Source organism: Pseudorhodoplanes sp., assembly GCF_035565795.1.
In the GTDB taxonomy this organism is placed as follows: domain Bacteria; phylum Pseudomonadota; class Alphaproteobacteria; order Rhizobiales; family Xanthobacteraceae; genus Pseudorhodoplanes.
Genome location: NZ_DATMRV010000239.1, coordinates 1 through 16076, shown reverse-complemented (window position 1 = coordinate 16076; position 16076 = coordinate 1). Strand labels below are relative to the sequence as shown.

At 63.8% G+C, this 16076-nt stretch carries 10 protein-coding genes and 1 pseudogene; 6 read left to right on the top strand and 5 right to left on the bottom strand.

The window, feature by feature from the left end:
- Positions 1-183: pseudogene (locus VNZ93_RS21385) on the top strand (GDP-L-fucose synthase); the annotation flags it as partial.
- A 25-nt stretch (positions 184-208) separates the two neighbouring features.
- Here the strand turns inward: VNZ93_RS21385 and gmhA are convergent.
- The 5 genes from gmhA to VNZ93_RS21360 all read right to left on the bottom strand — a co-directional run bounded on the left by gmhA (position 209) and on the right by VNZ93_RS21360 (position 8771).
- Complete coding sequence (gene gmhA / locus VNZ93_RS21380; RefSeq protein WP_325710060.1) at positions 209-850, bottom strand: D-sedoheptulose 7-phosphate isomerase; 642 nt, start codon at positions 848-850, stop codon at positions 209-211.
- 51 nt (positions 851-901) lie between these two features.
- The gene (locus VNZ93_RS21375) at positions 902-2014 is read right to left on the bottom strand and encodes a putative zinc-binding peptidase (protein ID WP_325710057.1); all 1113 of its coding nucleotides are present in this window, start codon (positions 2012-2014) and stop codon (positions 902-904) included.
- A gap of 70 nt (positions 2015-2084) precedes the next feature.
- On the bottom strand, positions 2085-2966 hold the full coding sequence (locus VNZ93_RS21370; RefSeq protein ID WP_325710054.1) for a transglutaminase family protein: 882 nt from the start codon (positions 2964-2966) through the stop codon (positions 2085-2087).
- Positions 2963-5443 carry a circularly permuted type 2 ATP-grasp protein gene (locus VNZ93_RS21365; RefSeq protein WP_325710051.1) on the bottom strand — a complete coding sequence of 827 codons (2481 nt, stop codon included), beginning with the start codon at positions 5441-5443 and terminating at the stop codon, positions 2963-2965. The genes VNZ93_RS21370 and VNZ93_RS21365 overlap by 4 nt, the downstream gene beginning before the upstream one ends.
- 13 nt (positions 5444-5456) lie before the next feature.
- Positions 5457-8771, bottom strand: a complete 3315-nt coding sequence (locus VNZ93_RS21360) for a transglutaminase family protein (RefSeq protein WP_325710048.1) — start codon at positions 8769-8771, stop codon at positions 5457-5459.
- Positions 8772-9102: 331 nt separating this feature from the next.
- On the opposite strand from VNZ93_RS21360, the gene dxs reads away from it, so the two are divergent.
- From dxs to VNZ93_RS21335, 5 genes are all read left to right on the top strand, one after another.
- The gene (gene dxs / locus VNZ93_RS21355) at positions 9103-11025 is read left to right on the top strand and encodes a 1-deoxy-D-xylulose-5-phosphate synthase (protein ID WP_325710046.1); all 1923 of its coding nucleotides are present in this window, start codon (positions 9103-9105) and stop codon (positions 11023-11025) included.
- A gap of 243 nt (positions 11026-11268) precedes the next feature.
- Entirely contained in the window at positions 11269-12306 is a 1038-nt protein-coding gene (locus tag VNZ93_RS21350; RefSeq protein ID WP_325710043.1) for an alpha/beta fold hydrolase, read from the top strand.
- 18 nt (positions 12307-12324) lie between these two features.
- A complete protein-coding gene (locus tag VNZ93_RS21345) occupies positions 12325-13596 on the top strand; it encodes an acyl-CoA dehydrogenase (protein ID WP_325710040.1) in 1272 nt (423 codons plus the stop codon).
- 164 nt (positions 13597-13760) lie between these two features.
- Entirely contained in the window at positions 13761-15266 is a 1506-nt protein-coding gene (locus tag VNZ93_RS21340; RefSeq protein WP_325710037.1) for a long-chain-fatty-acid--CoA ligase, read from the top strand.
- A 136-nt stretch (positions 15267-15402) separates the two neighbouring features.
- The coding region (locus VNZ93_RS21335) for a 2-dehydropantoate 2-reductase N-terminal domain-containing protein (RefSeq protein ID WP_325710034.1) at positions 15403-16076 on the top strand (674 nt) is incomplete at its 3' end.

Below are 16076 nucleotides of genomic sequence, written 5' to 3'. Positions count from 1 at the left end.
GAGATTGCCCGCGTCGTGGGCGTCGATGCGGCCTTGCGATTTGACGCCTCGAAACCGGATGGAACGCCGCGTAAGCTGATGGATTCCGAACGGCTCTTCGCGATGGGCTGGCGGCCGAAGACGTCACTACGGGACGGCCTGCGGCAGACCTACGCGTGGTATCAGATGCATATCGCAGCGTAGCCGCTCGACGGCGTCCTGATTGCCGCTAAACGCGCGCCGCGAATTGCGCTTCGACCTGTCCACAAATGGCGTGGCCGATCGCGATGTGCATCTCCTGGATATGATTGGTGCGATCCGACGGCACGCAGACGCAGATGTCGCAAAGCTGCCGCATCTGCCCGCCGGACTGGCCGGTAAGCCCGATCGTTACAATTCCCTTGTCGCGCGCGACCTCGATCGCACGCAGCACATTCTTGCTGTTTCCGCTCGTGGAAATCGCAACCAGGACATCCCCCTGTTGTCCGAGACCGCGGAGCTGCCGCGCGAAGACTTCATCAAACGAATAATCGTTGGCGATCGCAGTCAGGGCGGATGTGTCGACGGTCAGGGCCAGTGCGGGCAACGGCTCGCGCTCCATCAGGTAACGTCCGACAAGTTCGGCCGCGAGATGCTGCGCATCGGCCGCCGACCCGCCGTTGCCGCAGAAGATGATCTTGTTGCCGCGCCGGAGGGCGTCCCCCACTGAAGCGATCGCGGTCTGCACCACACCTTCAAGCTCGGATAGCGCTTCGAAATTTTTCGCCGCCGTAAGGCAATACGCCCGGAAATCCGACATCTGCGCCGCTCGTGGACCAACCCGCTGAAACCGCCGCGCCTCATACCCGAGCGACGCGTGGAAAGCCATCATGAGGATTATACTCCTCATTGGCTACCTGCGGCGATCAAGCCCGGCGGTTTCCTAAACCGGCGCGCCCTTCTTCAGCAGGGCCACCATGGCTTTCAGCGCAGCCTCGTCCACCATGTCGGGCGGATGCGGGAAACGGTGGATCAGGCGGTAGACATAGCCGAGCTTGACCACGATCGTGGGAGCGATCACGAACGGATAGAGATCGTTCTGCCCCATGGAGCGATTGATTGCGTTGATCGCAAAGGTGATCGGAAGCCACGCCTCGATCAATTGATCGACGGTTGCGTGATACGGATCGAAATCCACCGGGCTGTCCAGGCTCGCCGCCGTGGCGATGCGCGGTTGCGTGGAGACCCCGAACGCGCGCACGGTCTCGAGCGTATCGACGATATGAAAGTAATGCGCCCAGGTCTCGGCGAAATCCTCCCATGGATGCGAACTTGCGTAGGCCGAGACATAATGCTGTGACCAGTCCGCTGGCGCGCCATCGGCATGATGGCGGCGCAAGGCCTCGCCATAATCCGCACGCTCATCGCCGAACACGCTGCGGAATTCCTCGATCGAGGTCTCGTTGTTGGCGAGCAGATCCCAGTAATAATGCGCGACCTCATGCCGGAAATGGCCGAGCAGCGTGCGGTACGGCTCGCCCATCGCGCCACGCTGACGTTCGCGTTCGGCGTCATCGGCTTCGGCAAGGTTGATCGTGATGTCCCCGTTCAGATGCCCGGTCATCACCGGCTCATGCGTCGGCGCGAGGAAATCGAATGCGAGCCCCGCAGGGTCCTGCGCCTTCGTGACCAGCGGCAGTTGCAGCCGCAGGAGGCTGTAGAACAGCCGGTGCTTGGCGACCTCCAGTCTTCGCCACAGCACGATGTTGTTGCCGACGGACAGGTCCGGGATCGTGCGATTGTGCCGGCAGGCGATACAGAAGGTCTGCGCGACGTCCGATGGCACGAGCCAGTTGCAGCTGTCGAAGTCCGCATTGGTACAAAACCGATAGAGCCTGTCCGGATCTCCGAGCGCGCGGAAGCCTTCGGCGGCGGGCTCAAGCGCGGTCATGCGCGTCAGACGCGCCAAATAGCCGACGCGCCGTCCGCAATTCCCGCAGGTGGCGTTCTCGAAGTGGAGAGGCTGCCCGCATCCCTGGCAAACAAACAGCCGCATTGCGCCTGGCCTTTCGCGAGCGGAGGAAACGAAAGTGCCGCCCTAAGGTTCCGTCCGCCGGTCTGCGTCGCTATCCGGCGTCGACCGGGATCACGTCGACCTCGACTTTCAGTTCGTTCTCGCCCGATCCGACGAAAACGCCATAGACCGGCGAGACATCGGAGAAATCGCGACCGATCGCGAGCGTGATGTGGTCCGTCCCGGCCCTGATCGCATTGGTCGGGTCGAACCCGATCCAGCCGTTTTCCGCTCCGGCCCAGACCGAAACCCAGGCATGGGTCGCATCGGCGCCCTGCAGGCGCGGCTTTCCCGGCGGCGGGATGGTGCGCAGATAACCGCTGACATAAGCCGCAGGCAGCCCAAGGCCGCGCAAACCACCGATCATGATCTGCGCGAAGTCCTGGCAGACGCCGGCGCGCTGGGCGAACGCTTCCGCAATCGATGTCGAGATCTGTGTCGTCTGCGGCTTGTAGGCAAAATCCTTCCGTATCCGCGTCATCAGGTCGGTGCAGCCCTCCACGATCCCGCGGCCAGGCGTGAAGCATTCGCGCGCATAGCGTGTCACATCGCGCGACAAGGCGATGTTCGGGCTGGAGAACAGGAAATGCGATGGCCCGGCAGCACTGACATCGCGCACCGACAATGCCGCCTCGGCAACTTTCTGCCAAGCCAGGTCGGGACCGGCCAGCTCCGGGCGCGCAGTGACCTCGACACGCGCAATCGACCTGATCTTGAGATCGGTATGCGGCGTGTCGATGCTCACGAGATCAACGACGTTGCCGTAGAAGTCGCGGTGCGATGCGGCGTGATCCGGCTCCGGCGATATCCGCACTTCATGGGAGAGCGAACGCTGCGTCAGCGTGGTGCGCGGCCTCAGACGCAGCGCAAGCGACGCGGCCGTCACCGGCGCCTCGTAGGAATACGCAGTCAAGTGATTGATGTCGTAGATCACGCGAGACCGCTGATCCCTGCCCCAACGACGCCCTTCTGGCGCCTCAGGAAATAGCGCGAGGCCACCGCGTTGGCGACGTTCGACATGCGCGGCTCGAACGCCAGCACAACCGAATTGTCGAGATCCTCTGCGGTCGTGGTCTCGAGGTCGGTCGCGAGCCGCGCGGCGAGCCGTTGCGGCTCCTCCGGCACGCCATCCAGATGCAGCGCCGGCAAGGTCGCGAGATGCTCGTTGATGATCATGAACTGGAATCCGACGGAACGCGGATTATAGGGGTCCAGCATCGCCATGTCGCGCACCGGCGCCAATGCGATTCCGGTCATGTAGCGGGAGCGATAGGTGATCTGGCAATCGATCAGATCCAGCATCGCGTCGAGGTCTTCGGCGGTCGCGTCGTCCGATGCGAACATGCGCACCAGCCGGCAGGTATTGATCGCGCGTTCGATGCGCCGGCCGATCTCCAGAAAGCGCCAGCCAGCGTTGCGGTTCATGTTTTCCTGCGCGAGGCCCGACAAGGCGGACAGAATATTCAGCGCACGGTCGGCGGCGTCCAGAACGTCGGTTTCGCTCGGCAATTCACCGACGTCGGACAGAAGTTCGTCCAGCCGGCGCGACAGTTTCGAGGCATCGACCGAAATGCGCTCGCGGATCACCGATCCCGCGTTGCGTGCCATGCGAACGCCCGAGAGACCCGACCCGTACGCATTCTCGTCGGCCAGTGCCGTACGCGCGATTACAAGCGTCGAAGCGTCCGCCAGCTCTTCCGGAACCGCGCCCCATGCAACGAGCTGGCGCGCGAGCTTTTCAATGGTCGCGGGCACATTGCCCGAGGCGACGTCCATGTCGATGGCTCGCGCGCACAGGCAGCGCACGACACGCAGCGTCGCCTCGGCGCGCTCGAGATAACGGCCGTACCAGAACAGGTTGTCGGCGGCGCGGCTCGGAATGTTGCCGAGTATGCGCTGGATATGGATATCGGCGGCGGTGGGCAGCAGCGTTTCCGGCGCCACCGGCTTCGATGACAGCACCCAGACATCGGCGGATTGCACGCCCTCGCGCATGCTGATCGCGCGCGCGTCAGGCTGTGCCGAAATCCGGCAAAAGCCGCCCGGCATGACGTCCCAGCCATTGGCGGTCGCAGCCGCAAATACCCGCAGCACGAAGGGACGCGGCACCAGCTGCTCGCCCGACCAGACTGGTGTCGTGGACAATTGCACGACCTCCTGCCCGACGAAATCGATACCGCGCTCCTCGATCGCCTCGCGCAAGGCACTGCGTTGCGCCTCATTGAGATCGGCCGGCAACACCTGCGATGCACCATTCAGTGCCGGCAGGTTGCCGACGAAGGCGCCGGATATCGCCATCCCCTCGAAATTGTCGAGCACGCGGCGGCGCGATGCCGGATCCCCGCACCACCATGTCGCGATATTCGGAAACGCCAGATCCTCGCCGATCAGGGACGATGCGATCTGCGGCATCACGCTCATCAGCGCGCGCGATTCCGCAAAGCCCGCGCCCGGCATGTTCGCAACCACCGTGCCACCATGACGCAGCGCCGAAATCAATCCGGGAATTCCCAGCCGCGATTGCCCGTTGAGCTCGATCGGATCGACCCATTCGGAATCGACGAAGCGCCAGATCACATCCGCGCGTTTCAGGCCCGCGATGGTGCGGACATGGGTGAGCCCGTCATGCACCACGAGGTCGTCGCCTTCCAGCAGCAGGAAGCCGAGATAGCGGGCCAGATACGCCTGTTCGAAATAGGTCTGGCTATACGGACCGGGCGTCAGCAGGCAGATGCGCGGCGCCGACCGGTCGGCCGCATCCGCAAGCGTCGAGCGAAAGCCGCGGAAGAACGGCGCGAGACGACGCACATTCATGCGCCGGTAGCCGGTCGGCAATGCCCGCGACATCACGAGCCGGTTTTCGAGAGCATAACCGGCTCCCGACGGCGCCTGCGCGCGATCGCCCAGCACCCACCAGCGTCCATCCGGCCCACGGCCGAGATCGACCGCATAGAGATGCAGCCATCGCCCGCCCGGCGGTTCGACGCCGACCAATGGCCGCAGGAACTCGTTCGATCCGGATACGAGCGCTGCCGGCAGGATGCCGTCCTTGACCAGACGGCCCTCGCCATACACGTCGGCGAGCATCGCCTCGATCACGCGCGCGCGCTGTGTGACGCCCGCCGCGATCGCGTTCCACTCCTCGTCCTCGATCAGAAGCGGCAACCGGCTCATCGGCCAGCTTCGCTCCCGGGATTCGCCGTGGACGCGATAGGAAACGCCGATGTCCTGCAGGTGCCGATCGACGGCCGCGAGCGATTGCTCGTCGGCGGAGAGTTGATGCAGGAAATTCAACCACGCGCGGCGCGGACGCCCGTCCGGCCCGATCAATTCGTCGGGCACACCGGGCAGCGGCACGTAATGATCGTACCAGGCCGGGCGCGGCGATTCGGCCGGGGCCGCTTTCTGCATGTCACTCCATCGCTCAAATTGGACGCCGTGCGCTCCGGCGCAGGTCCAGCGTCAACGGGAATTCGCTCGCGGTCTCTTCCGGCGGCAAGTCCACGATTCCCGCAGTATGTCCGTGATCCTGGAATCGCGCCAGCCGCCTTGCCTCCGCCTCGTACGAATTCACCGGGAAGGTTTCGTAATTACGCCCGCCCGGATGAGCGACATGGTAAACGCAGCCGCCGAGCGAGCGCCTGTTCCAGGCATCGATGATGTCGAAGGTCAGCGGCGCGTGTACCGGTATCGTCGGATGCAGGCCGGACACCGGCTGCCACGCCTTGAAGCGAACCCCGGCGACGCCTTCGCTGAGCTCGCCGGTCGATGTGACCGGCATCCGGCGGCGATTGCAGGCAATGACATGCCGCTCGGGCACGAAGCCCGACACCTTCACCTGCAGCCTTTCGACCGACGAATCGACGAAGCGCACCGTACCTCCCGCCGCGCTTTCCTCGGCCAGCACATGCCACGGCTCCAGCGCCTGGCGCAGTTCGAGCTTCACGCCGGCATATTCGACCGCGCCATAGAACGGGAAACGGAATTCCCATTGCGCCTTGAACCATTCGGGGTCGAATTTGTAGGCGGCACGTTCGAGGTCCGTGAGCACGCCCAGGAAGTCGTGCCAGACATAGTGAGGCAGCATGAAGCGGTCGTGCAGCGTCGTGCCCCAGCGCGTCAGCTTGCCGTATTGCGGCTCTCGCCAGAACCAGGAGATCAACGCGCGGATCAGCAATTGCTGCGCGAGTGACATGCGCGGGTCGGGCGGCATTTCGAACGACCGGAATTCGACCAGACCGAGCCGGCCGGTCGCGCTATCCGGCGAATAGAGTTTGTCGATGCAGATCTCGGCGCGGTGCGTGTTGCCGGTGACATCGGCCAGGATATTGCGGAACAGACGATCCACCAGCCATGGCGGAACATGCGCCTGGCCGTCCGGCATGAGATCGAGCGCAATCTCGAGCTCATAGAGTCCGTCATGGCGCGCTTCGTCCATGCGCGGCGCCTGGCTGGTCGGCCCGATGAACAGACCGGAAAACAGATACGACAGCGAGGGATGGCGCTGCCAATAGAGCACAAGGCTGCGCAGCAGATCGGGCCGGCGCAGGAACGGTGAATCGGCAGGCACTGCACCACCGATCACGACGTGATTGCCGCCGCCCGTCCCCACATGACGGCCGTCGATCATGAACTTGTCGGTGCCCAGCCGGGACTGCCGGGCCTCTTCGTAAAGCCCGGTCGTGATATCGACCGCCTCGCGCCAGCTCGACGCCGGATGCACATTGACTTCGATCACGCCCGGATCCGGCGTGACCTTGATGACGTTGAGCCGGGGATCATGCGGCGGCGGATAGCCCTCGATATGCACCGGGTTGCCCGTAGCCTTCGCACTCGCTTCAATCGCGGCAAGAAGTTCGAGATAGTCCTCCAACCGCTCGACCGGCGGCATGAAGACGCAAATGACGCCGTCGCGCGGTTCGATCGAAAGCGCGGTCCGTACCGCACCGGCGACTGCCACCTGCTCCACGCGGGTCTGGCGGTCGACGCTCGCCTCCGCGGCGCTTCCACCCTCATTATAGAGTTGCGCCAGTTGATCGCGGCTCGGCAGCGGATCGCGCGGCTCGGTCGGATCCTGCGGGTGGACGAACGGATAATCGGATCGCGGCACCCAAGGCAGCGACGACAGAGGCAAACGGAAGCCGACGGGTGAATCGCCGGGCACCAGAAACAGCTTGCCGCGCCGGAGCTTCCACTTCTCGCTCTTCCATCGACGGTCGGTCGATTGCGATTGCCAGGCCTGGATCGGCAAGACGAAACCGGACGGTTGCGACAGGCCGCGCTCGAACGTGCGCACCATGCGCGCGCGTGTCTCCGGGTCCTCGATCTTCGGATCAGTCGGATCGACATTCTCCGGCAGTTCGCTCTCTTTCAGCGCCCATACGACCGGATCCTCAAAGGCGGGAAGCGCGAACTCCGCGCCGACGCCGATGCGATCCGCGAAATCGTTGGCGAACGTCTCGGCCTCGGTGATCGAGGCATCGCGTGGCCCGGCCTCGCGCGCAATCAGCGACGCATCGCCCCAGACCGGTTGACCGTCCTTACGCCAGTAGAGCGAGAAGGCCCAGCGCGGCAGGCTCTCGCCCGGATACCATTTGCCCTGGCCGTAATGCAGGAAACCGTTCGGAGCGAAACGCTCGCGCAGCTTGCGGATGAGCGTATCGGCAAGCGCGCGCTTGGTCGGCCCGACCGCTGCCGTATTCCATTCCGCGCTCTCGAAATCGTCGATCGAAACGAAGGTCGGCTCACCGCCCATCGTGAGGCGGACATCGTTCGCCTTGAGATCGCGATCGACAATCCCGCCGAGTGCATCGAGCTTCTCCCAGGTCTCGTCGGAGAACGGCTTGGTGACGCGCGGCGCTTCGTGGATGCGATCGACGCGCATCTCGAAATGGAAATTGGTATTGGCCACGTCGACCGTGCCGGTGATCGGCGCGGCCGACTGGTAATGCGGTGTCGCCGCAAGCGGAATATGCCCCTCGCCGCACAGCAGTCCCGAGGTGACGTCGAAACCGATCCATCCCGCGCCCGGCACGTAGATTTCGGCCCACGCATGAAGATCGCAGAAATCCTTGTCGGTGCCCTTCGGCCCCTCCAGCGGATCGACATCGGCCTTCAACTGGATGAGGTATCCCGAGACGAAGCGGGCCGCGAGCCCGAGATGGCGTGCGACGTTGACGAGGAGCCACGCGGAGTCGCGACATGAGCCGGATGCGATCGCAAGCGTTTCCTCCGGCGTCTGTACGCCGGCCTCCATGCGAATGAGGTAGCGGACGCGCTGCTGAAGCCGGAGATTCAGATCGACGAGGAAATCGATGGTGCGCTCTGCGGCCTTCGGAAGCGACGCGATGAAATCCGCCACCAGCGGCGTCAACGGCTCCGGCGTCAGGTAGGCGGCAAGGTCCATCCTGAGTTCGTCGGCATAGCTGAACGGAAAGGTCTCTGCGTAGGACTCGACGAAAAAATCGAACGGATTGATCACCGACAGGTTCGCGGTGAGGTTGACCTCGATGCGGAACTCCTCGGTCTTCTCGGGGAAGACAAGGCGCGCCAGCCAGTTTCCATGCGGGTCCTGCTGCCAGTTGATGAAATGCTGGCTCGGCCGCACGTTCAGCGAATAACTCGGAATCTGCGTCCTGCTATGCGCCGCCGGGCGCAGCCGGATCACCTGCGGGCCCAGCCCGACCGGCCGGTCGTATTTGTAGGAGGTGACGTGGTGGAGCGAGACGAGGATCGCCACGGTGGCTATGTCCAAACCCAAAAATCATGGCGACGAGGTTCCCCTCGCGGCCGAACTGCTTCCAGTCTAGCAAGCTGACCGGCCTGCCCTCGCCTACTTTTCTCGCAAGCGTCGCACAAGAACGGATCAGACGGGACTACCGCGCCCGGCCGACGCCGCCTCCGGAATAATGCCGTTGCGGCGCGGTTAACCGACATGGCACAGGCCGGATCCGGCGGCAGTCCTCGCGCGCGCCTGGCCTGCCGGATGGCAAAATTGCCCCCGCCGCAAGCACCGGCTATAGCGCTTCCAGAAAAGACATTAGATTCAATGTGATCAACAGGCAGGTCCGGTGTCCCAGACGTCACAAACGCCCCTCCTCGACCAGGTCAGGTTTCCCGCCGATCTGCGCAAGCTCCCGGAATCCGATCTCCCGCAACTTGCCGCCGAATTGCGCAAGGACATGATCGAGGCAGTGTCGGTCACAGGCGGACATCTCGGCGCCGGTCTCGGTGTCGTGGAACTGACTGTCGCCCTCCACCATGTCTTCGACACGCCGCACGACCGGGTAATCTGGGACGTCGGCCACCAGGCCTATCCGCACAAGATCCTGACCGGCCGGCGCGACCGTATGCGCACCCTGCGCCAGGGCGGTGGCCTGTCCGGCTTCACCAAGCGGGCGGAGAGCGAATACGACCCGTTCGGCGCGGCACACTCGTCCACGTCGATTTCCGCCGGCCTCGGCATGGCGGTCGCGCGCGACCTGAAGCAAGAGAAACGCAATGTCATCGCCGTCATCGGCGACGGATCGATGTCCGCGGGCATGGCCTATGAGGCGATGAACAATGCGGGCGCGATGAACTCGCGCCTGATCGTGATCCTCAACGACAACGACATGTCGATCGCGCCGCCTGTCGGCGCGATGTCGGCCTATCTGGCGCGGCTTCTCTCCGGCAAGACCTATCGCAACCTGCGCGGGATCGGAAAGCAGCTTGCGCACAAGCTGCCGAAATTCTTCGAGGAGCGCGCGCTGCGCGCCGAGGAATATGCGCGGGGGATGGTCACGGGCGGCACGCTGTTCGAAGAACTCGGCTTCTACTATGTCGGCCCGATTGACGGACATAATTTCGATCACCTGCTCCCGGTGCTGAAGAATGTGCGCGACGCGGAGAGCGGCCCGATCCTCATTCACGTCGTCACGCAGAAGGGCAAGGGATACGCCCCGGCGGAAGCATCCGCAGACAGATATCACGGCGTGACCAAGTTCGACGTCTCGACCGGCGCGCAGGCAAAGTCCAAAGCGGCGGCACCGGCCTACACCAAGGTGTTCGGCGACGCGCTTGTCGCCGAAGCAAAAAGGGATGACAGGATCATCGCGATCACCGCCGCGATGCCATCCGGCACGGGTCTCGACCTGTTCGCGAAAGAATTTCCGAAACGCTTCTTCGATGTCGGTATCGCCGAACAGCATGCCGTGACATTCGCGGGCGCGCTGGCCGCCGAAGGTCAGAAGCCGTTCGCCGCGATCTATTCGACATTCCTGCAGCGGGCTTACGACCAGGTCGTCCACGATGTGGCGATCCAGTCACTGCCGGTGCGGTTTGCGATCGACCGTGCGGGCCTCGTCGGAGCCGATGGACCGACTCATGCCGGCTCCTTCGACATCACCTATCTCGGCTGCCTGCCGGGCTTTGTGATCATGGCGGCAGCGGACGAAGCCGATCTGGTGCACATGGTCGCGACCGCGGTGCAAATCGATGACCGCCCGTCCGCCCTCCGCTATCCGCGCGGCGAAGGCATCGGCGTTGCGCTGCCGGAACGCGGCATTCCGCTCGAGATCGGCAAGGGCCGGATCGTGCGCGAAGGCACCAAGGTTGCGCTTCTGTCATTCGGCGCGCGCCTGTCGGAATGCCTCAGGGCTGCCGACGAACTCGCAGGCTACGGTCTGTCCACAACGGTCGCGGACGCCCGCTTTGCCAAGCCGCTCGATACCGACCTCGTGCTGCGCCTTGCGCGCGAGCACGAAGCGCTGATCACGATCGAGGAAGGGGCAGTCGGCGGGTTTGGCGCATACGTGCTTCAGACGCTCGCCGACAATGCGGCGCTGGTGAATGGATTGAAAGTGCGGTCGATGGTGCTGCCCGATACATTCATCGATCACGACACACCGGCGGCGATGTATGCGACTGCAAAGCTTGACGCGCACGGCATCGTCGCCAAGGTCTTCGAGACGCTTGGCCGTGAGTTGAAAGCAGCGAAGAAAAGCGCCAGCTGAGCCCGCCTGTTTTCCGTGCTGAAATGCAAGAAGGCCCAGCACCATGTGCCGGGCCCCTCGCGGATGAGCAGCATCTGCAGCCAGCTTCGAGACGCCGTCATACCTCGCGATTGCTGATACTGACAAATGCGCGGTGCCACGACTCCATGTCGTCCGACATCGCCCGATAAACACCGGCCATTACAATCATCGGAAACCACAACAACATCGGCATCGCTTAGCTCCTGTTATCGGGGACGCTACTTGCAGTTCACGTCTCCCGCGTGTCACGAGAACGCCGCATCACCAGCATCGTTCCGGCATCGATGCGACCCTCATTCAGCGATCAACGGGAACGAAATCGGGATTCGAATTTTTCAGGCACACATCACGTGTGTGATTGCACCCCGATGGCTTTCCGCCTGCGTCGGCGACCGGAAATATTTTACATTTAAAGCTTTATTCGCAGGGCGTTGTTCCCTAGGATCGCAGACCACATCCGATCATCGCCGACACTCTGACCGACAGATGCCCGACCAAGGCCAGCAATCACCGACAAACGGGATCGTTTTCATCCATGGCGTCGGAGGATCGGCCAGGGCGTGGCAGCCGCAGGTGGAGAGCTTCCGCGCGGCCGGCTACACGCCGCTGGCGCTAGACCTGCCCGGCTATGGCGGCCGGCCCGCCATCGAAAGCATTGATTTTGAACAGTTTTCCGACGACGTGGAGGCGCAGATCGCGCGGGCTGGGCTGATCCGCCCGGTGCTGGTCGGCCATTCCCTCGGCGGCATGATCGCGCAGACGATGCTGCGGCGAAAACCACAAGGATATCGGGCTGTTATCCTCGTCGGGACGAGCCCTTCCTTCGGCCGTCCGGATGGCGATTTCCAGAAGAAATTCGTGGCCGACCGGCTGGCGCCGCTTGAGGCCGGCAAGACCATGCCGGAGCTCGCGGCCGGAATGATCAATGAAATCATAGGGCCGAACGCGGATCCGAAGGGAAAAGAGGTGGCGATCGCCTCGATGGCCGCCGCCCCGGCCTCGACCTACAAGGCCTGCGTCGAGGCCATCGTAACGTTCGAAGAACGTGCGAACCTCGGACATATAAGTGTCCCGACGATGTGTCTTGTGGGCGAGTTCGACAACAATGCTCCGGCCGCCATAATGCAGCGCATGGCCGCGAAAATTCCCGGTGCGAAATTCGTGATGTTGCCGGGTCTCGGGCACCTTCCCAATCTAGAGAACCCGGCCGCTTTCGATGAGGCCGTACTCGGCTTCCTGCGCGACGTGGCTTTCGAGTAACGATAGGAGTGCTGCCGGATGAAACCGCTCGACGTTGACAAGGTCGATACCGATGCCCCGCTCTTTGCTCCGGATGCTTTCGGGCTCAACGACTTCCAGGCGGAGCTGGTCGCCAAGTGCCGACGCTTCGGCAAACAATACCTGGCGCCGCGCGCGGCGCAGCACGATCGCGACGCCACCTTCCCGATCGAAAATTTCCGGGACATGCATCCCGAGGGCCTGCTCGGCATCTGCATTCCGAAATCCTCCGGCGGCATCGGCGCCGATTACAAGACCTACGCGCTCTGCGCGTCCGAACTCGGCCGCTATTGCGGCGCGACCGCACTCTCATGGAACATGCATGTCTGCTCGACACTCTGGTCGGGCCCGATCTCCGATGAGATGGACATGCCGCCGGATGTGCGCGCGCTGCATCTGCAACGCCGCGAAATCCACTATGAGCGCATCCTGCGCAATGGCGCCGTCTACGCGCAACCCTTCTCCGAAGGCGGCGCGGCGGCAGCCGGCGCCGTGGCCTTCGGCACCGAAGCGCGTCCCGTCGAAGGCGGCTACATCGTCAACGGCAAGAAGATCTTCGCCTCGCTCTCCGGCTCCGCGGATTATTACGGTGCGCTCTGCACCCGCCGGGCCGAGGGCGAAGAGGCGATGCGTCGCAACACACTCTATCTCGGCATTCCTGCCAATGCGCCAGGCGTAAGCGTCACCGGCGACTGGGATCCGCTCGGCATGCGCGGCACGGTTTCGCGCACGCTGATCTTCAAGGACGTGTTCGTGCCGGAAGATGCAGCGCTCATGCCTCCCGGCGTGTATTATCAGGCAGTGCTGCGCTGGCCGCACATGTTCCTGACGCTGACCCCGACCTATATGGGACTCGCGCAGGCGGCCTATGACTTCACCGTCTCCTATCTGCGGGGCGAACTGCCCGGCATGCCGCCGGTGAAGCGCCGCATGTTCCCGACGAAGCAGCTCGCTGTCGCCGAGATGAAGCTGATGCTGGAGCAGACCAAGGCATTGTGGTTCCAGACCATCAGCGAGGCGCGCCCGAACCCGTCGAAGGATTCGGTGATGCGCGCCTACGCGGCGCAATACACGGTGATGGAGAACGCCAACGCCCTGGCCGTGAAAGCCATCCGCACCTGCGGCGGACAGGCCATGCTCAAGAGCCTGCCGCTCGAACGCATCTATCGCGACAGCCGCTGCGGGTCGCTGATGCTGCCCTGGACGGCGGAAATCTGCATGGACCGGCTCGGCAAGGAGACGCTGTACGAACCGGGCGAGAAGGATGAGTAACGAGCACTTGCTCATTCTCTGCACCGTCACCCTGAGGCGACGCGCGCAGCGCGCCCTCGAAGGGCAACGGCCCCAACATTGTTGCCGTTCATCCTTCGAGGCTCGCCGCAACCGCGGCTCGCACCTCAGGATGACGGCTTGACGGTGTGCTGTCGAAATAAGCCATGGACCTCTCCGATCTCATTGCGCGTAACGCCGACTTCACCCCGGGCAAGACCGCGATCCGCTTTGGAGATCGCACCCTCAGTTACGCCGCGTTCCACGAACGCATCGTCTCCACCGCTAGGGCGCTGAAATCCGAACTCGGCGTCGGCCGTGGCGACCGGGTCGCGATCCTCGCCGCGAACCACTCCGATTATCTCGTCACGCTCTACGCCTGCGCCCGTCTCGGGGCGATGCTGGTGACGCTGAACTGGCGCCTCGCCGTGCCGGAGCAGCTCTACATCCTGTCGGACAGTGGCGCGAAGGTGCTGGTGGTCGACAAGGAATTCTCGGCTGTCGTGGAGCAGCTCGCGCAGCACCTGCCCGATCTCAAGGTCGTCGGGCTCGACTACGCGCCGGCCGGCGCTCCCTCGTTCGACGAACTGTTGGCCGCAGGTTCCGGCGACGGCCGCAATCCGCATACCGACACGTCCAATCCGCTGCTGCTGGTCTACACGTCCGGCACCACCGGCCACCCCAAGGGCGCGGTGCTGCGGCAGGAGGCGCTGGTCTGGAACGCTCTGATGAGCCACCACGCGCACGACATGCGCGCGGACGATCACATCCTGACCTTCCTGCCAATGTTCCATGTCGGCGGGCTCAACATCCAGACAACACCTGCGGTGCAACTCGGCGCGACCGTCACGATCCACACGCGGTTTGCGCCGGACACCGCGTTGCAGGCGATCGCACAAGACAAGCCCACGCTGATTGTGATGGTCCCCGCAGTGATGCAGGCGCTGATCCAGCATCCGCTCTGGGCAGCGACCGATCTCTCATCGCTCCGCGCCATCGCCGCGGGCTCAAGCCTGATCCCGGTGCCGCTGGTCGAAGCCTTCATGCAGCGCGGCGTCCCGGTGATTCAAATCTACGGATCAACGGAAACCGCTCCGACCGCGATCTATACGCGTGTCGGCGGCGATCTGTCCCGCCTGACCTCGACCGGCCTGCCCGGACTTTATTGCGAAGCCAAGATCGTCGACGAGGAGGGCCGCGAGGTGCCACACGGCGCCGCCGGCGAGGTGGTCGTGCGCGGCCCGAACGTGCTCTACGAATACTGGGGCAACGCCGAGGCGACCGCCGAAGCGCTGCGCGATGGCTGGTATCACACCGGCGACATCGGCACGCGCGACACGGACGGATATTTCTATATTCACGACCGCAAGAAGAACATGATCATCTCCGGCGGCGAAAATATCTACCCCGCCGAGGTCGAACGTGTGCTGCACGATCATCCCTGCATCGCCGAAGCCGCGGTGATCGGCCGGCCCGACCCGAAATGGCAGGAGGTGCCGGTCGCCTACATCGTGTGTCACAAGGACAAGACGCTCGATGCCGACGAAGTGAAAGCTTTCGTCGGGCAGCATCTCGCGCGCTTCAAGATCCCGCGCGAAATCGTGTTCGTTGAAAGCCTTCCACGCACCGCGCTCGGCAAGGTGCAGCATTTCATGCTGCGAGAGCAGCAGTAACGCCCGGATGCGGTGGCATGAAGCGCAGCGAAATGATGCACCGCTGAGCCGGAGCCCAGATACTTGAACAGGTCCCGGTTCTGCAGCGCATCGCTCCGCGCTGCGCAGCGCCCGGGACGCAAGACCGGAGTTGAACATGCGGATCGCAGTTCTGGGTGGCGGCAACGGGTCGTTCGCGGCGGCCGGAGACTTTGCACTTGCCGGACATGACACGCGGCTGTGGCGACGAGACAAGCCCGCGGTCGAGGCCCATCGCGCAGCAGGATCGGCTGTCCTGATCAAGGATTTCTCGGGCCAGCGCGTCGCCAAGCTTTCGCTGGTCACAAACGACATCGCCGAGGCGGTTCGCGATGCGGAACTGATCGTCTGTCCCGCGCCCGCGCATGCGCAGCCCGATATCGCGAAGGCGCTCGCACCGTATCTGACCGATGGGCAGGTGGTGTTCCTGCCGCCCGGCACCTTCGGTTCGCTCCTGTTCGCCAAGGCCGCGCATGACGCGGGCAACAACGCCATGGTCGCGTTTGCCGAAACCGGCACCCTGCCCTGGCTTACGCGCAAGCATGGCCCGTTCGAAGCCGCGGTGACGGTGCGCGCGAAGCGGCTACCGACCGGTGTCTTTCCGCTGACGCTGAAGGGCCACGCGTTGTCGGTGATCGGCAAGGCCTTCCCCGGCGTGATCGAGGATTGCGGCGACGCGCTGTCCGGCGCGCTGATGAATGCCGGCGGCATCATTCATCCGCCGCTGATCACCATGAATGCCGGACCGCTGGAGCATTTCGACCGCTGGGACATCCACAAGGAAGGCACTCA